The organism is Actinomadura alba (assembly GCF_014323705.1).
Taxonomy (GTDB): domain Bacteria; phylum Actinomycetota; class Actinomycetes; order Streptosporangiales; family Streptosporangiaceae; genus Actinomadura_C; species Actinomadura_C alba.
The window spans coordinates 1-24,624 of record NZ_JABVEC010000019.1; the positions used below are offsets into that span (position 1 = coordinate 1).

The following is a 24,624-nucleotide window of genomic DNA, read 5'->3' on the forward strand; positions in this document are numbered from 1 at the left end:
CGGCCAGCAGTCGGCTTTCGCGAGGCCCACGCTGGTCACGGATCCGGCCGAGCAGGTCGCTCAGCTCGTCGCGGATGGCCCGGGTGATCGCGGCGGCCTCTGCGCGCTCGGTTTCGCCGTTGGTCTGGCCTGGTGTTCGGGAATCTGTTCGTCGTGTGTTGCCGACGTGGCCGGTGGCTCGCCGCCGGGATGCGTCGGCCTCAACCGCGAGGCCGGCTTTTTCCACGGCAACTTCGCTGTCGGCCTCCCAGGAGGTGGCCGCCGGGGTGCCGGTGCCTCTGGGCCCAGGCTCCTCGGGTGTGCGATCAGATGGAGGCAGGCCCTGTACGGGCTCGGCCGCTGTGGGGAACAGGTCCTGGGGTCGTTTGCCGCGCAGCAGTTCCAACAACACATCAGCGCGGATGGCGTCCATGGGCCGGTCGTCCCCATCGGCCTTGATCGCGCTCGCCAGCGCGTTGACGTAGTTGTAGGCGGCGTCGGCGTCCTCGGCGGGCAGATCGCGGGCGGTCAGATCCGCAGTGCCGTCGAGGTTGTCGTACAACTCCACCCGGCGGCCCTTCTCGGCTGCCTTACGGCGCCGCTCGTAGGCATCCGGGTCGGCGTCAATGATCGCTTTACGGACCCGTACCGCCAGTTGCCGGGCGGTCAGCCGCGGCGCATCGGGTAGCACGAGGGCCTCGACTTCGCGGGCGATATCGTGGCTGACCCCGAGGATGCCGTCACAGATCACCCGCGCCTTGGTGGCGGTGATGCGACCCTCTACGAGGGCCCGGCCGGTTTCCAGCAGCGGCCCTTCGAGCATGGTCGCCAGTCCCAGCTGAATCGCGGCGGCGGTGCCCGACAGCGTCAACGCCGCGGAGACCTCATCGCACAGCGCCCGGCTCATCTCGACCGTCCATGCCCCGTACCGGTCGGCTTGGGCTTGACGGCGCCGGTCCAGCTCAGCGATGGCCGAGAGCTCCAGCGACTCAGCCCACGAAGTCAACCGCCGGGCCGCCCGCATCGCCTCGATCAACGCGTGCTCATCCAGCCGGCCCAGCGGCAGATCAGCGAGCTCAGCGGCCAGTCGCGGGCCAGGAAGCATCGCCGATATGCCCGGCAACTCCTCGACTCGGCCCTCAGACATCCGGCGACACCTCCCTCCGGCGTGTTCCTCCACAGGAACGGACGACCACACCTTCGAACATATTATCGAACCAATGACTGAAACGTAACCGTGATAGACGAAAAAAATGCCGCTCTCATCGCGTCATGGAGTCGCGTTCTTGAATGCAGAAAAGGCGTGAATCGGGCATATGTATATTCGCCTATAGCCAGTCGGGTGATCCCCAGGGCGGATCGCTGCTGTCACATGAGCCGCCACGCTTGGGGCAGGACCCTGAACGACCAATGGCCGGACGGTAGCCGTGGCAAACCATCGTTATGCCTGACCCGGCCGTACGCTCCTACCTGGGTCGTGATCTCGCAGGTGGCGCACGGCGGCTTCTCATGGCTGAAGTCGGCCGCGCATGCCGGTCGGGAGGCCTAGTCGGCTCCCACGGTTTGCGTACGGGGATGGAGGTGAGCGGAGGGTGTGGAATTCGAACCCACGAGACCGGTCACCCGGCCTAGCGGTTTCAAGAGCGCTGGGGGTCACTCGCGTCCGGGCTCGGTGACCTCAGTACATGTCCAGATCTGCCAGGCCAGGCAAGGGCTCATCCCGTGTATATCCCGCAAGCGTCTCCAGGCCGGGTGGCCGCCTGCACGCAGCTTCGCGTGGGTCGCTTCCCGAAGCCGGTCCAAACGGTTTGAGGCTGTGACGAGGTTCGTCGCCGGGATCATCAGGTGCGGTCTAGCGCCTTGATCACCAGATCAAACTCGTTCGGGAGAACCGCGATCTGGACAGCTCCTTCCGACGAATCACACTCGACGATCTTGGATGTGGGGTTGATAGACCATGCCTCCCCCCATGATTTAAATGATGGGGAGCGCACCCCAACCCTTCGCAGATCAGCAGGAAGTGATAGCGGCACTCCCCGTCCTGAGCGGGGCTCCCAGGTCAACGATTCCGAACCAACCACAAGCTGGCCACGTGTCCATCCGGACTCTTGAGACGGCCTCCTGAGAAGACAGGGAACCTTGACCGACATTCCTTCAGCGGACATGCGCGCACGCCGCCGTTGACCCCTGCGAACAAGCCACCCCGTGGGGCCAGCCACAAGCGCAGCAACTGCGAGGAAAAGCAGCTCGTCGATCACATCAGAATTAGAACAGACAGCACGTCGGCTCCGCCATGAGGACTGGCGTGCACACGGCGGGCGGGATGACCAGGCTTCCGCCTCAACCACTGACTACCTTGTGGCGCGCGGGCTCCTCGGCCATCCCGGAGTCGGAGGCCCCCTGCCGGAGGCTATTCGGGTGCCGATGGCCGAGCGGCCTTGTTTGTCTTACCTCTCGGTTAGGTTCGCTCGGGCGAGCGGTGATCGTGTCTGGGAGGCGTTTGCTTTGGGTGGGTCTTGTTGGGACTGCGTGGTGCCGTATCACGAGGATCCTTCAGTGGCGCTGAGGGTGGCGCGTGAGAAGACGTTCCGTGAAGGTGACTACTACTGGCCGTATGACGGTCGTTGGGGCCTTCCCGAGCGTCCTCGGCCTGACTCTGAGGATGAGCTCTGGGAAGACGAGGTCGTCCAGGAGGACTTGACTCACTCGGTCCTGGACATGTTCGGTGCCTCGCAGGTCGGTCAGGAGCAGGAGATTCTGGATGCCGCCCCGCTGAGTCCAGAGATCATGCGCGAGGTGTTCGGGTCTGAGCGGCCTACCCGGGCGGACTACGACCGTGCATCCAATGCGATGTGGGACGTCCTCCGCAACGGCTACGGCAAATACGTGGTCCTGTACCGCGACGATGCCCCCGATGAGATCGCGTTTATTGGCGTCACTGGTGACTGATCACGCGGCGGCGCGGACCCGGTGACCCACGGTCAGAGTCGAGCGGATGGCCGAGACCCTCCGCTACGAGCCGTGCTCACCGACGTGCGCGAACTGGCTGCGGTACGGCATCCAACCGAAGAACGCCCGGCCAGGGCTGACCCCTGGCTACTGCAAGGGCAAAGCACACCGGCGGGAGCATCTCGGCTACGGCGGGCGGCGGGTCCTGGTGTCCCGCAAGTGAGTGCATCGATGGCGGCGAACAGACCTCGAACCTACGGATAGACAATCCTCTGGCGGACTGATGTCGCCAACTGTGAAGGGGTCCCGCTCATCCCGGGCCCCCTTCCGGCTTTCCGGGCTGAGCTGGGGAAACGCGCTCGGTTTCATCCCGCGTATCCCGCGATCACTGGCGGCGCTCGGCGGCTTCTCGGGGCAGCCAGTTGCGCATGCCGATCATGAGGCCTGGTCGGCTTCCCCAAGCATGACCTGCGGAGATCGAGGTGAGCGGAGGGTGTGGGATTCGAACCCACGAGACCGGTCACCCGGCCTAGCGGTTTTCAAGACCGCCGCCATCGTCCACTAGGCGAACCCTCCCGATGGTGCCCCAACCCTACCGCCCAATCGATCTGGGGGGCGACGCGATATCGCCTACCCCGGCCAGTGGCCCCGGTGGCGGGCGAGGCTCAGCGCATGCGGGCGAAGCCGTCGCCGATCGTGGCGGCCAGCACGAGGTAGGCGTCCTGTGTCGCGGGGGCGAGCTGGTCCAGCTCGACCTCGGCGCCCTCCTCCAGATGCGGGTCGTACGGGATGCGCACGACCGCCCGGCAACGGCTCTCGAAATGCTGCTGCAGCCGGTCCAGGTCGACCGTGCTCTTGCTGCGCGAGCGCACCATGGAGAGCACGACCACGCCCCCTCTGACCAGGTCGCCGTGTTCGTGCGCCTCCAGCCAGTCGAGCGTCGCGCTCGCCGACCGGGCACCGTCGACCGAGGGAGAACTGACCAGGACCAACTGGTCGGCGAGGTCGAGCACGCCGGCCATGGCCGAGTGCAGCAGGCCCGTACCGCAGTCGGTGAGGCAGATCGAGTAGTAGTGCTCGAGCACCCGCGTGACCGAGCGGTAGTCCTCCTCGCTGAAGGCCTCGGACACCGCGGGGTCCCGGTCCGAGGCGAGCACCTCGAGCCTCGACGAGGCCTGGGAGGTGAAGGCCCGCACGTCGGCGTAACGCTGGATCTGCTCCCGCTCGTTGAGCAGGTCGCGTACGGTCGCCGCCGTCTCGAGCCGTACCTTGTCCGAGAGCGTGCCGCGGTCGGGGTTGGCGTCCACCGCGATGACCCGGTCACCGCGCAGCGAGGCCAGGCTCGCTCCGAGCCCCACCGTGGTCGTCGTCTTGCCGACGCCGCCCTTGAGGCTCATCACCGCGACCCGGTGGTGGCCGCCCGCCACGGGCGTACGGGCGCGGGCCAGCAGCTCACGCCGCCGCAGTTCACCGGGTGCCTCGCCCGGGTGGATCGCGCCGGCCGTGGCCTTGTAGACCGCCCGCCGCCAGCCGCCCGCCGGTGCGCTGCGGCGATTGCGGAGCAGCGTGTCGGCGCTCAGGCTGTCGGCGGTCTGCGGTCCGGCCGCGGCGGGCTGCTGGGGCACCCCGGGGATGGCCGGGGACCCCGGCGGCTGCTGCATGGGCGCGTATGGGGAGGGTGCCGCCTGACCCTGCTGCGGCAGGTACGGACCCGCCGCCTGGCCCTCGCCGTGCTGGACCGGCCCGTACGGCCCGGCCGATCCCGGCTGCTCGCCCTGCTGATGCGGCGCGTACGGGTTACCCGGCTGCTCGCCTTGCTGATGCTGCGCGTAGGGAATGGCCGGCTGCTCGCCCTGCTGATGCGGCGCGTACGGGTTACCTGGCTGCTCACCCTGCTGATGCGGCGCGTACGGCAGAGCGGCCCCCGGCCCCTCGGCCTGCTGCGGCGGGTACGCGGCGAGTGAGGCCGACGGGTCGCCCTGCTGGGGCTGCGCGTACGACTGCCCTCCCCAGGGATAGGGCTGCTGGTGCTGTTCGGGCAGGTACTGCGTACTCTGCTCCGGCGCGTACTCGGGCAGCGGCTCGAGCGGCGGCGGAGGCTGGCTGCCGGCCGGCGGTGCACCCGGGTAGAAGCTCCCCGACGGGTACGGCGACGGGTGCGGGCCCCCGTAGGCCGGTGCGGGCGTCGGGTAACCCGGCGGCGGCATCGGGGTGTGCTGCTGGGGCGGAGGCCCACCCGGCACCTGTCCCGGGTCCCCCTGCGGTGACGAGGAACCGTACGGCTCGGGCTGCCCGGAGTACGGGGGCGGCGGATCGCTCAGCCACGGATTGACCGGGAAAGTGATGTCATTCCCGTTCTGCGGCTCATCGAAAGACGGGGGCTCCTCGGCGCGGGGAGCCGGAGCGTGGGCGCCCTCGCCGGTACCGGACGGCGGCTCGGGCGCCGGCTCGCCGGATGACGATTCCTGGTTCGCCGATTCTTTGTTCGCCGACTCGTTGGTCATCGCGTCCAGTGAAGCGAGCCGTTCCTCCAGGGAACGGCCATCATGCTCGTTCTTCGCCACCGGTTCCCCCTCGATGCCAGGCGTCGCGCACTAGTCAAGAAAAGGCAACTGAAGCCTAAGGCACTGCGCGACCGACCCCATACCTTCTGCTGTCTCCCAGCGTCCCAGGTGACCTACTAACGTGATCGGCATGCGCGCAATCGTTATCAACGAGCCCGGCGGCCCCGACGTCCTGCGGTGGGTCGAAGTCGACGATCCCGTCCCCGGTCCCGATGAGGTGCTGCTCGACGTCGTGGCCAGCGCCGTCAACCGCGCCGATGTCATGCAACGCCAGGGGCACTACCCGCCGCCTCCCGGCGCCTCCCCCTACCCCGGGCTGGAGGCCTCCGGGCGCATCGCCGCCGTGGGCGACGCCGTCACCGGCTGGAAGGTCGGCGACGAGGTCTGTGCCCTGCTGAGCGGTGGCGGATACGCCCAGCGGGTGGCGGTTCCGGCCGGTCAGCTGCTGCCCGTACCGCGTGGCATGAGCGTGGCCGACGCGGCGGCGCTGCCCGAGGTCGCCTGCACCGTGTGGTCCAACGTCTTCATGCTCGGTCGACTGCGCAAGGGCGAGACGTTCCTCGTGCACGGCGGGGGCAGCGGGATCGGAACGATGGCGATCCAGCTCGCCCACGCCCACGGAGCACGTGTCCTGTGCACCGTGGGGAGTGCGGAGAAGGCGGCGAGGTGCCGCGAACTGGGCGCCGACGTCGCGATCAACTATCGCGAGGAGGACTTCGTCGAGGTGGCGAAGCCCGTCGACGTCATCCTCGACAACATGGGGGCGAAGTACCTGCCGCGCAACGTCAAGACCCTGGGGGCGGGCGGCCGGCTGATCGTGATCGGGCTGCAGGGCGGCACCCGCGGTGAGCTCGACCTCGGCGCGCTGCTGCGTAAGCGGGCGTCCGTGCACGCGACCAGCCTGCGGGCTCGGCCGCTCGAGGAGAAGGCCGCTATCGTGGCGGCCGTCCGGGAACATGTCTGGCCGCTGATCGAGTCAGGTGACGTACGGGCGATCATCGACCGCCGGTTGCCGATGTCGGAGGCCGGCCAGGCTCACCAGATCCTGGAGAGCAGTGGTCACGTGGGCAAAATCCTGCTGGAAGACTGAGGGACTATGAACCACCCGTTGAACAACGACTCCGAGAAGGACCCGCAGGTCGTCGTGGTCGGCCCGAACGGCATGGGCGTCGAGGGCGACGACGAGCGTCAGATCACCGACATGGTGGAGCAGCCCGCCAAGGTCATGCGCATCGGAAGCATGATCCGGCAGTTGCTCGACGAGGTCCGGGCAGCCCCCCTGGACGAGGCCAGCCGGGTACGGCTGAAGGACATCCACGCATCGTCGATCAAGGAGCTCGAGGACGGGCTGGCTCCAGAGCTGATCAGCGAGCTCGAGCGGCTGTCGCTGCCGTTCACCGAGGACGTCGTACCGAGCGAGTCGGAGCTGCGGATCGCCCAGGCCCAGCTGGTCGGCTGGCTCGAGGGACTCTTCCACGGCATCCAGACCACGCTGTTCGCCCAGCAGATGGCCGCCCGGGCGCAGCTCGAGCAGATGCGCCGCGCGCTGCCCGCCGGAATGCTCCCCCCTGGTGCCGAGCCAGAACAGGAGCACCACCGCAGCTCCGGCCCCTACCTGTAGGCGACCGGCCGGCGCATGTGTTGATACGGCGGCGTGGCCGGGGTGTTGGGCGCTGGTCCTCGATCAGGGGAACAGTCGCTCGATGACCTCGGCCACGCCGTCGTCGTCATTGGCGCCGGTCCGCCCGGTCACCGCTCGCAGAACGTGGGGGTGGGCGTTGGCGACCGCGTACGAGGTGCCGGCCCAGGTCAGCATCGGCAGGTCGTTCGGCATGTCGCCGAAGGCCACCACCTCGGACGCGGCGATCCCGTGCTCGGCGCAGAACTCCGCCAGCGCGCTCGCCTTGGTGACGCCCTGCGCGCTCATCTCCAGCAGCCCTCGCCCGGACGAATGGGTCACCGTAACGAGATGACCCACCGCCTTCTCGGCCCGTTCCGCCAGCCGGTCGGGGTCCCCGCTGCGGTGGTACGCCAGCAGCTTGGTGCCCGGGCCGTCGAGCAGGCCCTCGTCGTCGACCCGACGCCCGCCGATCGCCTCGGCGTCCCACCGGCCCAGGTCATAATCCGACTCGCACACGAACTCGGACTCGTGCTCGACGGCGAACCTGAACTCCGGAACCGCCGCACGCAGCCGTTCCACGACGGTGGCGAGGACCTCCGGTTCGATCACCCGGGCCCGGACAGTGCTCTCGGTGTGGAGGTCGTGGACGACGGCGCCATTGGCGCAGATGGCGATGCCCCGATGGCCGACGACGGTGGCGATATCGCGCATCCAGCGCGGCGGCCGCCCGGTGACCAGCACGAGCATCCGCCCGGCGCGCTCGACACGGGCGAGGGCGGCGACCGTGCGAGCGGACACCGAACCGTCCGTACGAACTATCGTCCCGTCGAGATCGGTGGCGATGAGGCGCGGCATGAGATCAGACATATTGCTCCATAGTCTGCCTCGAACCGCCACCCCCTCGGACCACCCTCCCCCGGTTGCTGCGCGTATGCGTAGGTGCGTACGGCAAATGCGCTCGGAAGGAGAACCCGCCGGGCGGGCGGGGTGATCAGCGGACGGGCTCGATGACCTCGCGGCCGAGATACCGCTGCAGGGCCTTCGGGACCCGTACCGAGCCGTCGGCCTGCTGGTGGTTCTCCAGGATGGCGACGATCCAGCGGGTGGTGGCCAGGGTGCCGTTCAGCGTGGCGACCGGCTGCGACCGGCCGCCCTCGTCGCGGAAGCGCACGGCGAGCCGGCGGGCCTGGAAGTCGGTGCAGTTCGACGTCGAGGTCAGCTCACGGTAGGCGTTCTGCGTCGGAACCCAGGCCTCACAGTCGTACTTCCTGGCGGCGCTGGAGCCGAGATCGCCCGCGGCCACATCGATCACGCGGTAGGGCAGCTCGACCTTGGCGAGCATCTCCTTCTCCCACGCCAGCAGCCGCAGGTGCTCCTCGTGCGCGTCGGCCGGGTCGCAGTAGGAGAACATCTCGACCTTGTCGAACTGGTGCACCCGGATGATGCCGCGGGTGTCCTTGCCGTACGAGCCGGCCTCGCGGCGGAAGCACGAGGACCAGCCGACATAGCGCCTCGGCAGCCGGTCGATGATCTCGTTCATGTGGTAGGCGGCGAGCGGGACCTCGGACGTGCCGACGAGGTAGAGCTCGTCCTGCGGCAGCTGGTAGACCTCGGCCGAGTGCGCGCCCAGGAACCCGGTGCCCTCCATGGCCTCGGGCTTGACCAGCACCGGCGGGTACATCGCGGTGAAGCCGCTGTCGATCGCCTGCTCCATCGCCAGGTTCAGGAGGGCGAGCTGGAGCTGCGCGCCGATGCCGGTGAGGTAGTAGAACCTCGCACCCGAGACCTTCGCGCCGCGCTCGGTGTCGATCGCGCCGAGCATCTCACCGAGTTCGAGGTGATCGCGCGGCTCGAAGTCGAAGGTCCTCGGCTCACCGACGTGCTCGAGCACCACGAAGTCCTGCTCACCACCGGGAGGTGTGCCCTCTTCGATGATGTTGGGGACGGTGCGGAGCGTGGCGGTGAGCTCCTCCTGGAGCCGGCCGGCCTCAGACTCGGACTCCTTGACCTGCTGGGCGAGGTCCCTGGCCCGGGCCAGCAATTGCTCTCGCTCGTCGCCCTTGGCCTTGGAGACCGACTTACCGATGCTCTTCTGTTCGGATCGCAGCTGCTCGAACCGGGTCAGCGCCGCGCGGCGGCGTTCGTCCAGTTCCAGCAGCCGGTCGACGACGGCCTCGTCCTCGCCGCGGGCGCGCTGCGAGGCGCGCAGCCGCTCGGGGTCCTCTCGAAGAGCTCGCAGGTCAATCACGGCAACGAGGCTACCGGTCCGCACCCCGTGGCCGCGCGTTGATTAGGCCCGGCAAGCGAAGATCCACAGCAGCGGACCGCGCTCGCCGGGCACCGCCTCAGCGGACGTCGACGTAGTCCGCGGCGCTGGAGCCGGGCATGTATGTGGTGTTGCCCTTGTACCTGGCCATCCAGGTGCCGTCACGGCTCGCCTTGAAGCCCCTCCGAACCCTGCCGTACCGGTCGGTGCGGGCCGTGGCCATGTACGTCCAGGTCCTCGCCCCACGCGGCTGGAGGTACAGAAAGACCGTCTGGCCGCTCAAGGCCTCCCAGGAACCCCACGGCCCTCGTGACGACCAGACGAAATGCTTGAGAGTGCCGCTCACCGTGAGCGTCGCGCCCTTGCGCACCGGCTCCGGTGCCGCGTTGAACAACGAGATCGTCGTCTTCTGCCGCACGTCCACATGGTCACTCCCGCTGCTCGAGAGCAGGTCACCCGTGGGCCAGGGCAGGTCTCTGGTGAGGCCGTTGTAGACCATGCGCCAGTACCCATCACGTCCGGCCCTGATGGACGTGGAAAAGAACCCATCCTGGTTCGTGGTTCCGCCGATGTCCGGGACCCACTTCTTGCCGTCGGCGGAGAACTCGAACGTGACATGGCCTCCGCTCACGTACGCCGTCGGACCGGCCGCAGGGGCGAGCCGGACGACCCGGCCCTTCAGGGTGAGGCTCGTGCCCTTCGCCACCGGCTCGGGTCCGGCGTCGAATCCGGTGATGGCGGTGCGGTAGTTCGCGACGAACCTGCCCGTGCGTATGTTCGTCTCGGTATATCCGGGGTGCGTCGGCACCGGGAGCGTGTTGAACTGCGCGAACCAATTGCCGCTTCCCGTCACCGGCGCGGAGAGCTGGAAGACACCGTCCGGACCGGTGCGGACCTCGCCGAGGTCGTCGCGGGTATCGGTGGCATCGCTCTCGAACCAGATCCGAACAGGCTTGTCCGGTAGGCCCGCCCACTGTCCCGTCGCGCTCTCCCGTTCGAGCATTCCTTTGACCAGCGCCTTCCCTCCCATGATCGCGGGATTCGGCGTGGCGTCGACCGTGAGCCTGGTGTTCAGGGTCTGATATTTGACGTTGACGCTGCTAGGAGACGCCTCGCCGTACACCGAGTCGCCTGGATAGCGCACCGTGAGCCCCCAGGCGCCGCCCAGATCCGCCTTCCCGGCGAACCTGCCGTCGGCGTCCGTGACGAATTCCCGCTGCGGCGTACCGGCGAACACCGGCTCGCCGGAGAGCCCGCGTTCGATCCCGTCGGCCGCCGTGTACAGGAGGCGCCCGGTCACGGTCACCTCGTCGTTCTCGACGTCGACCACCGTGGGCGTCACGGTGAGGCCGATGAACCGGGTGGCCAGCCGTTTGCGGATCACCCCCACGTCCGACTTGTCAGTACGAACCCCATCGGCGTCCCAGGCGCTGACATCGATCGTGTAATCGCCGACCTCGGGAAGGTCGATCGGCTGGATCGTCGCGTTGTAGATGTTCGAAGCCGGGCGCGGCCCGGTGATCACGAAGTCGCCGAAGGTGGCGATCACCTCATCCTCGCCGACCTTGCGGATACGGGCCTCGACTCTTTCGATCCGCTGTTCCGATGCGATGATCACTCTGAGCTGCAGCTCGCCGAAGATGCTCGTGGCAGTGGCCGAGCGAATCTCGGTGGCGGCCGCAACCGCGGGTCGCACTGAGCCAAGACCCAAGATCGACACGATGACGGTCACCAGGACGATAGGGATGTTGCGCCGGAACCGCATCGGCGAGGGCGGGGACGCGCCTGCGGGGACCCCAAAGATCAACTTAGGAAGCACGCACCTGGGACGTCCATGTCACCTGGGCGGTTTACCTGGTATGCGGAACGGAAGACGTCAGTTCGATGAACGAACGGAAGGTCATCGAGGCGGAATGAAAAAAGCGTCTCGGACCGCCCCACGTCGGGGCGGCCCGAGACGCCGTCGTTCAAGTGGGCCAACTCAGCGGACGTCGACGTAGTCACTGCCGCTCTTGACCGACAAGAACTTCGAGTCGCCCGGGTACGCGACGTACCAGTAGCCGTCCCGGTCGGCCTTGAAGGGCAGGTTCCACTTTCCGTCCGACGCGCTCCCGGTGTTCCGCATGAGCTTGTAGGTCGTCGTGCCTTTCGCCCGGAAGTAGATGCGGATGAGCCCACCGCTCAACGGGCGCCAGGCGCCGTCGTAGCGCTGAAGGGTGCCGCGGACGGTCAGCGTCCGCCCCTTCTTCACGGGCTCCGGCCCGGCGTCGAACGACAGCAGGCGCGCCGTCTGCCGCACCGTCAGCCACTCGGTCGTGGCGGTGGCCTGCGTGTAGGGCCCTTGGGCGTCTTCAAAGTCGTCGACCCTGAACGCACCCGACGGGCCGGGGGTCGCGACCGTCACCTGGTAACGGCCGTCGGCACCGGAGCGGGTGCTGGTGATCAATTGCGCGGACTGGGTGTCTCGGGGCACCCAGAAGGCCCGCACGGGCTGGTTCGACAGCGTCGCCCAAGAGCCGTCCGGCAGCTTGCGCTCCACCAGTCCCGACAGGGTGACCTTGTCTCCCACCACGGCGGGCCGTGGCGTGAAGGCGAGCGAGATGCGGGACTCGACCGGCGTTGAGTAGACCCGGACATTGTCTGTGAGCGAGTAGTAGTAGCCCGAATCTTTGGGCGGGCTGTAGTCGGCGAACAACGGACGCGAGTAGCCGTAGGCGAAAGTCCCGGTGAACCGGCCGTCCGCGTCGGTCGTCGCCTGGGCGAGGATCGGCTTGGGAAGCGTATTGACGTTCTCTCGGAGCGCCACGACAGCGCCCGCGAGCGCCTGGTCGGTGCCGTCCGCGCCCCGCTGGACGAGACGTCCGGCGAACGCCCGCGGATGGTCGATGTCGGAGATCAACGGTGTGATCGAGAACTCCGCGAATCGGGTGGGGATCGGCGCGGGCGCGGCCGAGGCCGGCGCACCCAGGCCGACGACCACGACCGCCAGGCTGAGCACCGTCACAAGGGTCCGACGCACGCGAGCGTCCTGCCGACGGAAAAAGGAATTCACTCGATGACCCTAATTCTGTTGGTTTTCGGTGACATAGGCCTAAGGGCCTAATTACCAGACCCATTTCGACTTGTGAGGGCCGTGCCGCACGGGCCGTCGGGTACGGCCGGCGCGAATGGCATGACCCCCATCGAGACCTCCTCGAGGAACTCCAGCGGCCAGCGACGGCTCAGCGGACGTCGACGTAGTCGCCGGCGCTGGAGCCGGGCAGGTAGCTCGTGCCGCCCTTGTACTTGGCCATCCAGGTCCCGTCCCGGCTCGCCTTGAAGCCCTTGCGGAACTTCCCGTACCGATCGGTCTTGGCCACCGCCATGTACGTCCAGGTACTCGACCCACGCGGCTGGAAGTACAAGTACACCCACTGACCGCTCCACGAACCCCACGACGACACGTACCGCTTCAACGTGCCGCCCACCGTGATCGTCGCGCCCTTGCGCACCGGCTCCGGCGCCGCGTTGAACGACGAGATCGTCGTCCGGTACTTCACCGTCGCGTACACAGAGGCGCTGACGAAACCGAGGTCACGGTCCCCGTAGTCGGGCAGATAGTTCAGCCGCCAGTAGCCGGAGGACCCGGCGGTCGCCCGCAGCGACACCTGCCCCTTGGCGCCGGACCGGCCCTCTGCCGCCACCGACCAGTTCTTGCGGTCCCTGGAGAAGTGCAGTTCGACTCTGCCGTTCGCCAGCGGAACCTCGGCTCCAGTGGTGTCTTGGATGGTCAGGAGACCGCTCCCGGTGATCTGCGCGCCTTTGCCGACCGGGTTCGGAGATATCTTGAACCCCCTGATGGACGTACGGTGGTGGGAGTAGATCACCTCCCCGAGGCCCTGGCTGCTAGGCAGATAAGGGCCGAAGACCCACCTGCTGTCCCACGTCAGGTACTCCGGCCGGAAATACACCATCCACTGGGTGGCCTGCGGCACGAGGACCGGCTGCGAGTAGCTCCCGTCCGATCCCGTCCGCGCCGTCTCGACGGGGCCGTGGTACCCCGTTTGGGAGTCGTAGGTGTAGATGTCGACGTCCTGATTCGAAACGCCGGTCCACTGGCCCTCGGCGGTCTTGCGTTCGAGCCGACCTGTGACCTGCACGGTGTCGCCGATGATCTCCGGCCGCGAGGACAAGCTCATGGACACCCGGGTCTCCTGGCGGAGAACCTTGAGACGGCTCCGCGGGGACTCAGCCGGCCGGTACAGCCGGGCTCCGTGATAGGCCGCAGAGGCGTCGCTGTCGACCATGTTCGTGCGATGGTCGGGCCTGACGTACAGGCGGACGGGGCTAGAGAACCTTCCGTCCGGGTCGGTCGTCGTGTAGTCGGCGCAGGCGCTATTGAGGGCCAGGCAGAGCCGTGCGTCCGGTATCCCGTGTTCGTTCCCGTCCCTGTCCTCGAAGACCAACCGCCCCGCGTACGTCACGGTGTCGTGGTCGATGTCCACGGTGGACGGGGAGAAGGTGAACTCGCTGAACCGCGTCTCACCAAGCCTGTCGATGATGCCGGCCGCTTTCCTGGTGACCGTCGCACCGGAGGCGTCCGTGGCATCGACATCGACGTGGATGACACCCATCTCCAGCGTCACGGGCTGGGCGGTGCGCCAGACACCGTCCGTGACGGTTCCGCTGACCAGTTCGAAATCCTCGGCTGTCGTGAACGGGTCCGCGGTGTCACCCAACCGCAGCCTTGCGGTGATCTTGGTGATGTCGCTGTCCGAGGCCGCGCGCACCTCGATCTGGGTGCTCCAGCCCGATGTGGTGGCGGCCGCGGACCGCACCGTCAGCGACCCGGCCAAGGCGGGGCGGGGAATGCTCACCAGCAGGGCGGCGAGCGCGATCCCCAGGACGAGGGCGATCAATCGTCGCCAGGGGACCGCATCTATGAACTTTGTCGGCACGCAGGGCAGACGCCTGAAAGATCATCAAGGTTTACCCGTCGGCACAAACCGCTACAACATCGTGCCGTCCATGACCTCATGGCCCAATTCGGTTGCTGCCCGACCGCCGTTGATCAAGTCCGGCGAGCGAAGACCCACATCAGCGGACCCGCTCGCCGGGCACCACGTCAGCGAACGTCGACGTAGTCGCCGGCGCTGGAGCCGGGCAGGTAGCTCGTGCCGCCCTTGTACTTGGCCATCCAACTGCCGTCCCGGCTCGCCTTGAAGCCCTTGCGGAACTTCCCGTACCGATCGGTCTTGGCCACCGCCATGTACGTCCAGGCACTCGAACCGCGCGGCTGGAAGTACAAGTACACCCACTGACCGCTCCACGAACCCCACGACGAGACATAACGCTTCAACGTCCCGCCCACCGTGATCGTCGCACCCTTGCGCACCGGCTCAGGCGCCGCATTGAACGACGAGATCGCCGTCCGGTACTTCACATCGACGTAGTCGGTTCCGCTGACGGACGGCAGGTCGTCCCCCACCTGGTCAGTGGAGGACCCGAAGTAACGAACCCGCCAGTGCCCATCACGTTCCGCTGTAACGGGCGTGGAGAAGTAGCCGTCCTGGTTCGTCCGCCCGGATTTGACCCTGCTCCAGGATTTGCCGTCGGCGGAGAAGTCCACGTCGAAGTACCCGCCCTTGACGTACTGCGAACCGGCCGCGGCGACAGGCCGGACGATCCGGCCCTTCACGGTGACATTCGCCCCTTTGCCAACCGGCTCTGGCCCAGCGTCGAACGAGGAGATCGCCGTCCCGGTCTTCACCGTGATCATGTCCGAGTAGACCCTCGACTGCTGCAGTGCCCACGATCCCCCGGACTCGGCACTCAACATTCCGGATGCTGGAATCATCACCGCGGCAGTGAAGCGTCCCTGCGCGTCCGTCTTGACGGACGGGAGCCAGTTCCATGTGTTGTCCGGATAGTGGAAGGCGATCGACACGGTCTCGCCCGGAAGCCGCACCCACACGCCGTTACGCTGCCTTTCCAGCAGGCCGGTCACGGTGGTCTTCACGCCCTTGGCAACGGATGCCGGAACGGAGAGCGACAGACGGGTCGGTTGCGTGACATGCTCGATGTCGACGTCCGGTGACTCGACCGAGCGATGGGTCGGGTCTCCGTCATACGCCGCCGCAACGTCGAGACCGTTGACGCGACCCGTCATCGTGAAGCTACCGTCGGCGGCCGTGGTGGTCTCGGCCGGAATCCGCAAGCCATGAACCTGGACACCCGCCATCGGCCGCTCATCCTTACCCGGAGTGCCGGACAGAAGCCGTCCCTTCAACGTGACGTCCTGCATGTCGTAATCGATCGACTTCGGGTTCACCGAGAAGTCGGCGAACCACGTACGGATGCGAGTGTCATACTTTCCGGCGTTGATCCTGGTGACGTGCTCGCCGTCCACATTCCAGGCTTCTATGTCCGTCTCATACTGGCCGAGGTCCAACGACAGGGCGCTGTCACTTGACCAGTAGTGATACTGCCCATTCACCTGGATGGACTTGAAGTCCTCGCGCGTGGCGACCACTTCTTGAGTACCCGCGATGCGGTATCGCGCCACGACCTTCTGGATGTCGCGCTCGGATTGGAGCATCACCAAGGGGCGCTGGGACGTGTCGACCACGGCATAGGTGATCCGCAACAAGGTCTCACCGCTCGCGGGCAGTGGAATGCACATGGCGAGTAGGAGGACTACAACGAATGCGAGGGTCCGGCGCACCGGAGCTCGGCGTACCCCACTGTTGATCAACTTCGGATGCACACACGTGGAGACGCCCACCCGGCCGCAGTGGTTTACCGCGTGCCGCGAGTAAATACCCGGAACGGTCAGGCGTGGCCGGCTCTGATGGCTCGGAGCCAGGCGGAGGCCTCGGTGAAGTCGTCGTCGTGGGTGCCGCGGCGGATCTCGGGCCGGGCACGGTCGGCGGCCGCGTACGAGCCCAGGAAGCGGAGGTCGGCGCACACCCTGCGCAGGCCCATCAGGGCCTCGCCGACCCGGGCGTCGGCGACGTGGCCCTCGAAGTCCATCCAGAAGAGGTACGACCCGAGGCCCGCGCCGGTCGGCCGGGACTGGATCAGCGTCAGGTTGATACCCCGCATGGAGAACTCGGTCAGGATCTCCAGCAGCGCGCCCGGATGGTCCTCACCGATGAACGCGACCACGGTCGTACGGTCGGCACCGGACGGCTCGGGCGCCACGCACGGGCGCCGCAGGACGACGAAGCGGGTGACCGCGTCCGCGACGTCATGGATCTCGTCGGCCAGCACGGACAGGCCGTAGCGGGCGGCGGCGAAGCCCCCCGCCAGCGCCGCGTCGTACAGGCCGTCGGCCACGTGCTGGGCGGCCTCGGCGTTGGAGGTGGCGGCCCGCCACTCGGCGTCCGGCACATGCTCCGCCAGCCAGCGCCGGCACTGCGGCTGGGCGTGCGGGTGGCTGGCCACCGTCTTGATCGACGAGAAGGTCGCGCCCGGCCGTACGAGCAGCGCGAACTCAACGGGAAGGTGGATCTCGCCGACGATCTGCAGCGGCTCGCCGGTGGCGAGTTCGTCGAGCGTCGTCGGCACCGAACCCTCTACCGAGTTCTCCAGCGCCACGACGGCCGCGTCGGCGTCGCCGCGCCGTACCGCATCGAGCGCCGCGGGCACCGTGGCGAACGGAAGCTGCTCGGCACCGGCCGCGTCGGCGAGCGTGTGCAGCGCCGCTTCGGTGAAGGTACCGGCGGGGCCCAGGTAGGCATAGCGCATGGTAGAAGAGGTTACGTGCCCTCCGTCACGCATGTGTCGTGGACGGGGTACCCGAGCCGAAGTCGGGGAGCGGATCGGTCATTCGTACCACCGGGCCCTTGCCGAGGCGGGCGGCCCGCAGGGCTTGATCCTCCTCGGGCGACAGCGGCTCGATGCCACGCCCGTCCCTGACGACCTTGGCGTAGGTCCGGGTCTCCGAACGCCCGTTGATCGAGGTGACCACCACGCCGTCCCCGGCGGCGTTGATCACCGCGAGCGAGAAGGACAGCCGGCCGGACATCTCTTTCAGCGCGTCGTAGTGCACGATGGCGAGATCTCGCAGGGCCTGGTTGTCGACGACGCCGCCGGCGACCTGCAGCTGGCGACGAAGCACGTCGGCGCACTCCTCGACGACCAGGTTCACCCGGTTGTGCGCGGCCAGGGCGATGGAGAGCCCGGTCGCTCCGGCCACCAAGCCGGCGATCGCGACAGTGACAAGAATCACCTGGCGAGAGTATCCACCCCAACCGTCCCAGGCGAGGACTCGCGGTGCCGGTTTACCAAATCCAGCCTTCTCACCAGCCAATATCCGAGCACCAGCACAAGCGAGACGGCCATCAAACCGTACGAATTCTGGATCATCCGCCCGGCGAAGCGGACGGGCGCCGAATGATCGGCACCGATCAGCTTCGTTCCCCACCACGGCAGCGGCAGAACATAGAAGAGCCAGACGCCGGCGGCCGCCAGACACCGCCGTGGGTGGCGCCCGTCGCCGGCGAGCGCGCCGAGCACCAGGATGATCCACACCAGGTGGTGGATCCAGCCGACCGGAGACAGCAGCACAGACAGCAGCCCGACGATCGCGATACCCGCCATCTCGGCGCTGCGGGCGTCCGGCCCGTCCAGCCGGGTGGCCAGCAGTGAGGCCCTGCGAGCCTGCCGGAAACCGAGATAACCGACGGTGACGAGGCATGCGGCCCACAACAGTGACGTGAGCGTCCCAGGCCAGTACAGCCGGAGCAGCATGCCGTTGATCGACTGATTCGTGGTGCCGTTGTTGGCCCCGACCCGGTCGTTGTCGAGCAGTGCGCCGAACCAGAAGTCGACGGAGTCTCCGGGCAGGAGGGCGAAGGCGCACAAGGTCGCCACCACCGCCGTCGTGACGGCATTGATCGACGCCTGCCGCCGCCCGCTGATCAGCAGATAGATGAGGAAGACCCCGGGCACCAGCTTGATCGCGGTGGCCAGCCCGATCAGCATGCCACGCGGCCAGCGCGGCGACTCCGTGACACAGTCGGCGACGCAGAGCACGACGAGGAACAGCCCGACCTGGCCGAACCGGATCTGATCGCTCACCGACATGAGATGAGCGGTCGCCCCGAACAGGGCGCCGGTGGCGACGGGGGCCCACCTTCCGGCTCGGCGGATGAGATCGCGGAAGGCGTAACAGATCGTGATCGCCAGGGCCGCGTACACCAGGATCACCCACACCCACTGCACGACCGGCCACGAGATCACCGCCAACGGCGCGGCGAGCAGGGCGGCGAACGGCGGATAAGTGAACGGCAGCAGCTGCGGGGGCTGGGTGAGCACGTCGTAGACCGGAGCGCCCCTCAGCACCGCCTGGCCACCGGAACGATAGACGTCGAGGTCGACGAGTCGCTGGTCCGGTGGGTTGGTCATCCAGTGCAGGAGGATCGGCGCGACCGCCGCCACGGCCACCGCGATCCCCGCGATCACGATCGCGATGTCGGCGGCGGCCGGGCGTCCCCAGCGCACGGTCTTCCGTTCAGGCATACGTCCATCCTGGCCCAAGACGCCCACTAACCTGAGATCGACCTTGACGATGGAGGTATTCAGGTGTCACTACGGGGGGCGACGGCCGCCGCATGTTGTGCGGTGGCGCTCCTGGCCTTTCTGGTGCTCCTGACGCCTCCGCCCGCCGCGAGAGCGGGTACGGCCGGCACCGGAGCGGCCGCGGCCGCTCCGGTCTCGGGGAGGTCCGCACAGGCCGCGCCGGGCACCACCAAGCCCGGATCCGGGCGCGTGGTGATCATCGGGATTCCCAGCCTGCTGTGGAACGACGTGAGCGAGACCGGCACCCCCGCCCTGTGGCGGCTGACCGGCACCGGGTCCGCCGCCGCGCTCAGCGTCCGGGCGACCACCAGCATCACCTGCCCGGTCGACGGCTGGCTCACCGTCTCGGCCGGGCAGCGTGCGCGGCTCGCCCACGGCAACTGTGCCCTGCCGCCGGCCCCGGCCGTACAGGGAGAGAACGCCCAGGCCGCCGGCTGGCCGGACATCCGCAGCGACAACGCGGGCACCTCCTACAAGGCCCGGGTGGGCCTGCTCGGTGACGCCGTACGGCAGCCGGGCGCGGGACAGCCCGGTGCAGGACAGCCCGGTGCAGGACAGGCGAGGGCCGGCGCGCGACCGTGCACGATGGCGGTCGGTCCGGGTGCCGTGTACGGGGCCGCCGACGGCAACGGCGCGGTGGACGTCTACGCTCCCTCGATCGACCGGGTCCCCTCGGGCGGGTGGGGCCGGTGCGCGCTGACCGTGGTGGAGATCGACGACGTCTTCCGCGCCTATATCAACGCCGGTGTCGACCTGCGCGGCGCGCAGGTGCCGCTCAGCGGCAAAGACCGCAGGGCCGCGGCGGCCGTCGCCGACCGGCGGGTCGGCCAGGTGCTCGCCGCACTCCCGCCGGACACCACCGTGCTGGTCGCCGGGCTGTCGGACACGGTGCTGGCGCACCTACACGTCGCCCTGGCGGCCGGCCCGGGCGGTGAGGGGACGAGCTTCGGATCGGCCGCGGGATCACACCCCGATGACGCGCCGGGCGGCCCGGGCTACCTGACCGCCAACTCGACCCGGCGGACCGGGCTGGTGACACTCACCGACGTGACGGCGACGGCGTTGCGGGCGCTCGGGATCTCCCAGCCGAACCAGGCGATCGGTTCCGCATGGCGCGTGGAGGCCTCCGCCGACTCGGCCGCCGCCAAGGTGCACAACCTGAACGACGAGGACGTCGCCGCGCAGGTGGTCAGCCGGATGCAGGCGGCCTTCTTCATCGTGCTGTTCGGCGGGCAGTTGCTGGTCTACCTGCTCGCCTCGATGGCGCTGCGCCGCCGCTGGGGCGGAACGGACTCACGACGGCGCATCCTGCGTACCATCCGCGTCGTGTCGCTGATCGGCGCGGCCGCCCCGGTGGCGACCTTCCTGGCCAATGTCGTGCCCTGGTGGCGCAACCCCCATCCGCTGGCGGGGCTGCTGGTCAGCGCGACCGTCGCCCTGGCCGTGGTGATCGGGCTGGCGCTGGGCGGGCCATGGCGACGGTCGGTCATCACGCCAGGCCTGATCATCGCCGGGGTCACCGCGCTGGTGCTCGGCCTCGACGTGGTGACGGGCTCGCGCCTGGAGCTCAACGCCTTCATGGGCTACAACGCGATCGTCGCCGGCCGCTTCTACGGCTTCGGCAATCCGGCCTTCGCGCTCTTCGCCACGGCGGCGATCCTGTCGGCGGCCTGGCTGGCCGAGTGGCCCCTGCGCGCCCAGCGGAAGAAGATCGCGGTGGCGGTGGTCGTGGCGGTGGGCATCGCCGCGATGGCGATCGATGGCTGGCCGGCGTGGGGCAGCGACTTCGGCGGCGTGCTCGCGATCGTGCCCGCGGTCGCAGTGCTCACGCTGATGGTCGCGGGCAAGCGGGTCTCGGCGTTCAGGCTGGGGCTGTTCTGCATGGCCGGAGCGGTCGTGGTCCTGTTGATCTCCTACGTCGACGCGCGGCGACCGGCCGGCGACCAGTCACACCTCGGCCGGTTCTGGGAACAGCTCATGGCCGGTGAAGCGTGGGACGTGATCATGCGCAAGGCCGGGGCGATGCTGCACAGCCTCGGCTACTGGCCGTACACGGTGATCGCGATCGCCGCGCTCAGCTTCCTGTACTTCGTGCTGGCCCGGCCGCTCGACTGGCGGGCGGCGCTGCTCGGCCAGGCGTACAGCCACTCCCTCACGCTGCGGCCGGCGCTGCTCTCGGCACTGACCGTGGCGATCATCGGGATGCTGATGAACGACTCCGGGGTGGTGGTGCCCGCCCTGGTGTTCAGCCTCGCGATCCCGCTCGTACTGGCGGCTTCGATCCGGGCACTGGAACTGGACGGGCGGAACGGCGAGCCCACACCACCAGAAGGACCAGCACGGCGGTCAGCGTCCACGGGACGATCACCGGCCGCACCACGGTGAACAGCCAGGACAGACCGGCCGGCAGATCGATCAGGTCGGGGGCCCGGGCGGGCAGGTAGGCCAGGCTGAGCGCCACGGTGCGGGCCAGCAGCAGCCGGTCGAACCGCGACCACGGCAGCAGCGCCAGCACCGCCCAGCCCAGCCCGTCGTACCAGGGCAGCGCGTAGGGTGCGGCGAACAGCCAGGCGAGCACCAGCGCGGCCGCGACCCGCCGGTGCTCCTGCCCCGGCTCGACGGGCAGCGCCCGAGCCAGCAGGACGACCAGCCCGGCCAGCAGGAGCAACGCCCCGGCCTGGACGACCGGGCGATTGGTCCCCTTGCCGAGCGCCACGTCCACCAGATGCCATGGCGTGGCCAGTGACACCGAGTTGGACGCCCTCCTGACCTGGTCGAACGCCTGCCACCCGACGATGCAGTAGGCCACCGCCACGACCGTCGCCGCCGCGCCGAACAGGGCCGCCGCCGGGAGCAACGGCCGGAACGACCGCTGTGATCGCGCCTGCTGCCAGGGACGCCCGCGCAGGAGCGCCCAGGCGGGCCCACCGCCGACGAGGGCGGCCGGGAGCTTGAGCGCGACGCCGGCGCCCACGAGCGCGCCGGTGGCGAGTAGCCGCCCGGCCGGCGGCACCACCCCGCCTCGGTCGATGGGGCGGGGCTCGGTCGATCGTCCGCCGGGCCCGGCACCCGTGAACACCGCGATGGCGGCGACTGCCACGGCGATGGCCAGGGTGTCGTTGTGCGCTCCGGACACCAGGTGGAAGAGCATCAACGGGTTGAGCGTCCAGAACAGCACCGATCGGACCGGGTCGCCGTACCGGTAGAGGATCAGACCGACGAGGGCGAATGCCAGCGCGCCGGTGACCGACAGGCCGAAGACCGTCAGCCGCACCGACTCGCCGCCGAACCATGAGGCGATGGCCTGCTGACCGGTGGCGATCGGCCCGTACACCGACGGAGTGGAGCGCCACTCCTGTACGGCGCGCGCCACCGGGTCGTCGGGCAGGTCGGCGGCGCCGGTGGTGTACGGATCATGACCGGTCACGACCATCCGGCCGTACGCGGCGTAGTTGAGGTGATCGGCGGAGCCGACGGGCGGCAGGAGGGCGAACGCGGCCGTCGCGAGGAGCCCCGCCAGCAGGAGCGGTCTCGGCGCCGGGCGCCAGCCCCGGCCCGCCGCGTACAGGCAGAGGCCCAGGCCGAGCCCGGCGAGCAGCACCCCGCCCGCGACCAGGCCGATCACGAGGTACGGCGAGGGATGCGCGGTCAGCGAGAACGGCGGGCCGTGACCGGGCAGGGTCGGCTGCACCGCCGACGGCCCGAGCACGGCCGTGACGAGGAAGCATCCGGTGCTCAGGCCGATGGCGCAGAGCCCGGCGAAGCCGATCCCGCGTGAGGTCACTTGAAGCCGCGTAGCCGGTCGAGCCGGCCGGTGATCGCCGGCTCTCTGACGGCCAGCGCGCGCGCGACGTCGCGGAACTGCCTGGCCCGGTGGATCTGTGCCTTCCAGTCGGTGCCGGTGGCCCGGTGCGCCAGCGGCACCTCGACCTCGGTCACCCGGAAGCTCCGGTGCAGCAGATCGATCGTCAGCGCCGTCTCGACCCCGAAGCCCGGGGCGAGCGGGAGCGCCGCGGCGAACGCCGCCCTGGTCAGGCAGCGCTGCCCGTTGAGCGGCTGCGTCGCCTGCCAGCCGGTCGCCCGCCTGATGCCGTCGCGCGACAGCCGCACCACGAAGCCATGGCCACCGAGCTTGACGATCGAGGAGAACACCGCGATGGTCATGTCCGCCTCGCCGCGCCGAACCGGCTCGATCAAGGGTGCGGCGTCGCGGGCGGTCTCGGCGAGGTCGGCGTCGAGGAACAGCAGATGCCGCGGCATCTCGCGGCCGTCGTCGAGAAGGCGCACGGCCTCGGCACCGGTCTCCATCGCGGCGCCCTTGCCCCGGTTACGGCTGTGCCGTACGACCTTGGCACCGGCATCCTCGGCCACTCGGGCCGTCCCGTCGGCCGAGCCGTCGTCGACGACCACGACAAGATCGACGCCGGGCAGTTCGAGGGCTGCCTTCACCGTCGCGGCGACACGGTCACGCTCGTCCTTGGCCGCGATGATGACGGCCACGTCAGCCTGCATAAAGGCGATGGTAGTGCCGCCGGGCCCTACCGGCGGGTCACCGACGCCAGAACACCGGCATCAGGTCGCATCGAGCGCCGGCACCGCGTCGTGCACGGAGAAGACGGTGTCGAGCCCGGTCACCTGCAGGATGCGCCGTACGGCGGGGCGTGGGGCGGCCAACTCGAGCGTGCCGCCCTGCTCCTTGAGCCGCTTCATGGCCGACAACAGCACGTTCATGCCGGTCGAGTCGCAGAATTCGATCCCACTCAGGTCGACCACGACGCGGTCGACGCGTTCGCGCAGCAGCGAGGCCAGTACGGTCTGCAGTCGCGGTGCGGTGTAAAGGTCGAGTTCGCCGCTCGCGGTGACGACGGCGTGACCTCCCTGAGACGTACTTGAGACATTTAGCTCCACCTGCCGCACACTATCGGGCCGCGGGTCCAGGAGCCAGAGAGTTCACACACTCAGATCCCATTCACCGACGGTCTTTACCAGATACGTCACGATCTGGGCTGTGTTCTGCGACGACGAAGTATGGAATTCGGTCCTCGACCCGTGCCCGAGTACGGGAGGCTAGGGCCGTGCAACAGAGGCTTGACGACTCGGGGAGTGTCACGCAGGGCCTCGGCCGTCCACCGAGGATCCCGGCCGTACGCTGCCCCGATGCGGGACCGCTGATGGCTGCTTGTCCGAATTCGGAGTGGCGAATGGCGGAATTTCTGGAGCTCAAGCCATGACCACCGACCGGGCCACCGACAGATTCGCCGATCCCCGGCAGGGGAGGCTCCGGGAGCGTCTCGAGACGATCAGGAGCCGCTCGGAGAAGTCGAACTCCTGGCGTTCGTCGACGCAGTTCCTGTCCCGATTGATCAATCGGGAGGGGTTCGTCCCGGTGAAGACCAAGCTGTCGCGTGAGGACATCGCGTTCCTGGCCGGCGCCCGCGACGACGTCATCGCGCTGGCCGAGCTGGGGATCCGCCTGCTCGAGATGCACCAGCCCCGCGACGCGGGCGGCATCTCCAGCGACCCGGACAACCCGATCCGCCGGTGCAGGGCCTGCATGTGGCGGTGGCCCTGCCCGACCTACCGCGCCATCGACGAGGCCGTAGACCGCTGAAGCGCGGGTGAAGCCGTAGACCCGCTGAGCCGCCGGTCAAAAGCGAACTCCCGCGAGATCACGACCGTGG

Annotated in this window: 18 protein-coding genes, 1 tRNA gene and 2 pseudogenes; 6 read left to right on the forward strand and 15 right to left on the reverse strand. The window is 68.6% G+C overall.

All coding sequences use genetic code 11. The annotated features are described in order from the left end of the window. A partial coding sequence (locus tag HKK74_RS23490; RefSeq protein WP_187245495.1) for a DUF222 domain-containing protein occupies positions 1 to 1,126 on the reverse strand: 1,126 nt, incomplete at its 3' end. Between the two features lie 1,409 nt (positions 1,127 to 2,535). Between HKK74_RS23490 and HKK74_RS23495 the strand changes: the two genes are divergently transcribed. After that, positions 2,536 to 2,928, forward strand: a complete 393-nt coding sequence (locus HKK74_RS23495; protein WP_187245496.1) for a hypothetical protein — start codon at positions 2,536 to 2,538, stop codon at positions 2,926 to 2,928. Between the two features lie 37 nt (positions 2,929 to 2,965). Further along, positions 2,966 to 3,148, forward strand: a pseudogene (locus tag HKK74_RS23500) (replication initiator); the annotation flags it as partial. Between the two features lie 267 nt (positions 3,149 to 3,415). Here HKK74_RS23500 and HKK74_RS23505 read toward each other — a convergent pair. Further along, a tRNA-Ser gene (locus tag HKK74_RS23505) sits at positions 3,416 to 3,504 on the reverse strand. An 89-nt stretch (positions 3,505 to 3,593) separates the two neighbouring features. After that, positions 3,594 to 5,492, reverse strand: a complete 1,899-nt coding sequence (locus tag HKK74_RS23510; protein ID WP_312881694.1) for a MinD/ParA family ATP-binding protein — start codon at positions 5,490 to 5,492, stop codon at positions 3,594 to 3,596. Between the two features lie 130 nt (positions 5,493 to 5,622). On the opposite strand from HKK74_RS23510, the gene HKK74_RS23515 reads away from it, so the two are divergent. Both HKK74_RS23515 and HKK74_RS23520 read left to right on the forward strand, forming a co-directional pair. Next, the gene (locus HKK74_RS23515; protein WP_187245497.1) at positions 5,623 to 6,582 is read left to right on the forward strand and encodes an NAD(P)H-quinone oxidoreductase; all 960 of its coding nucleotides are present in this window, start codon (positions 5,623 to 5,625) and stop codon (positions 6,580 to 6,582) included. 6 nt (positions 6,583 to 6,588) lie between these two features. Continuing rightward, on the forward strand, positions 6,589 to 7,113 hold the full coding sequence (locus HKK74_RS23520; RefSeq protein WP_187245498.1) for a bacterial proteasome activator family protein: 525 nt from the start codon (positions 6,589 to 6,591) through the stop codon (positions 7,111 to 7,113). Positions 7,114 to 7,176: 63 nt separating this feature from the next. Here the strand turns inward: HKK74_RS23520 and HKK74_RS23525 are convergent, their stop codons facing one another. From HKK74_RS23525 to HKK74_RS23565, 9 genes are all read right to left on the reverse strand, one after another. Beyond that, positions 7,177 to 7,980 (reverse strand): HAD family hydrolase, encoded by an 804-nt coding sequence (locus HKK74_RS23525; RefSeq protein ID WP_246491915.1) that lies wholly within the window; start codon positions 7,978 to 7,980, stop codon positions 7,177 to 7,179. A 124-nt stretch (positions 7,981 to 8,104) separates the two neighbouring features. Next, positions 8,105 to 9,361 carry a serine--tRNA ligase gene (serS, locus tag HKK74_RS23530; protein WP_187245499.1) on the reverse strand — a complete coding sequence of 419 codons (1,257 nt, stop codon included), beginning with the start codon at positions 9,359 to 9,361 and terminating at the stop codon, positions 8,105 to 8,107. A gap of 97 nt (positions 9,362 to 9,458) precedes the next feature. Then, positions 9,459 to 11,075 (reverse strand): hypothetical protein, encoded by a 1,617-nt coding sequence (locus HKK74_RS23535; RefSeq protein ID WP_187245500.1) that lies wholly within the window; start codon positions 11,073 to 11,075, stop codon positions 9,459 to 9,461. Between the two features lie 285 nt (positions 11,076 to 11,360). Then, on the reverse strand, positions 11,361 to 12,398 hold the full coding sequence (locus HKK74_RS23540) for a hypothetical protein (protein WP_187245501.1): 1,038 nt from the start codon (positions 12,396 to 12,398) through the stop codon (positions 11,361 to 11,363). Positions 12,399 to 12,600: 202 nt separating this feature from the next. Further along, on the reverse strand, positions 12,601 to 14,277 hold the full coding sequence (locus tag HKK74_RS23545; RefSeq protein WP_187245502.1) for a hypothetical protein: 1,677 nt from the start codon (positions 14,275 to 14,277) through the stop codon (positions 12,601 to 12,603). 206 nt (positions 14,278 to 14,483) lie between these two features. Continuing rightward, positions 14,484 to 16,040, reverse strand: coding sequence for a hypothetical protein (locus tag HKK74_RS23550; protein WP_187245503.1), 1,557 nt, complete (start codon positions 16,038 to 16,040; stop codon positions 14,484 to 14,486). Between the two features lie 149 nt (positions 16,041 to 16,189). After that, the gene (gene pheA, locus HKK74_RS23555) at positions 16,190 to 17,107 is read right to left on the reverse strand and encodes a prephenate dehydratase (RefSeq protein WP_187245504.1); all 918 of its coding nucleotides are present in this window, start codon (positions 17,105 to 17,107) and stop codon (positions 16,190 to 16,192) included. Between the two features lie 25 nt (positions 17,108 to 17,132). Next, positions 17,133 to 17,591: a DUF4446 family protein gene (locus tag HKK74_RS23560; RefSeq protein ID WP_187245505.1), complete on the reverse strand. Its 459-nt coding sequence runs from the start codon at positions 17,589 to 17,591 to the stop codon at positions 17,133 to 17,135. Beyond that, positions 17,588 to 18,883, reverse strand: coding sequence for a glycosyltransferase 87 family protein (locus tag HKK74_RS23565; RefSeq protein WP_187245506.1), 1,296 nt, complete (start codon positions 18,881 to 18,883; stop codon positions 17,588 to 17,590). Before HKK74_RS23565 ends, HKK74_RS23560 begins: the two co-directional genes overlap by 4 nt. A 63-nt stretch (positions 18,884 to 18,946) precedes the next feature. On the opposite strand from HKK74_RS23565, the gene HKK74_RS40175 reads away from it, so the two are divergent. After that, a complete protein-coding gene (locus HKK74_RS40175; RefSeq protein WP_312881695.1) occupies positions 18,947 to 21,328 on the forward strand; it encodes a hypothetical protein in 2,382 nt (793 codons plus the stop codon). A 535-nt stretch (positions 21,329 to 21,863) separates the two neighbouring features. Here HKK74_RS40175 and mptB read toward each other — a convergent pair. The 3 genes and pseudogenes from mptB to HKK74_RS23580 form a co-directional block, all read right to left on the reverse strand. Beyond that, a pseudogene (gene mptB / locus HKK74_RS41550) lies at positions 21,864 to 22,727 on the reverse strand (polyprenol phosphomannose-dependent alpha 1,6 mannosyltransferase MptB); the annotation flags it as partial. Next, positions 22,724 to 23,455: a glycosyltransferase gene (locus HKK74_RS23575; RefSeq protein WP_187245507.1), complete on the reverse strand. Its 732-nt coding sequence runs from the start codon at positions 23,453 to 23,455 to the stop codon at positions 22,724 to 22,726. The pseudogene mptB and the gene HKK74_RS23575, both read right to left, overlap by 4 nt. A 60-nt stretch (positions 23,456 to 23,515) precedes the next feature. After that, positions 23,516 to 23,851 carry an STAS domain-containing protein gene (locus HKK74_RS23580; protein ID WP_187245508.1) on the reverse strand — a complete coding sequence of 112 codons (336 nt, stop codon included), beginning with the start codon at positions 23,849 to 23,851 and terminating at the stop codon, positions 23,516 to 23,518. A gap of 319 nt (positions 23,852 to 24,170) precedes the next feature. On the opposite strand from HKK74_RS23580, the gene HKK74_RS23585 reads away from it, so the two are divergent. Then, entirely contained in the window at positions 24,171 to 24,554 is a 384-nt protein-coding gene (locus HKK74_RS23585; RefSeq protein WP_187245509.1) for a hypothetical protein, read from the forward strand. Positions 24,555 to 24,624 lie beyond the last annotated feature (70 nt).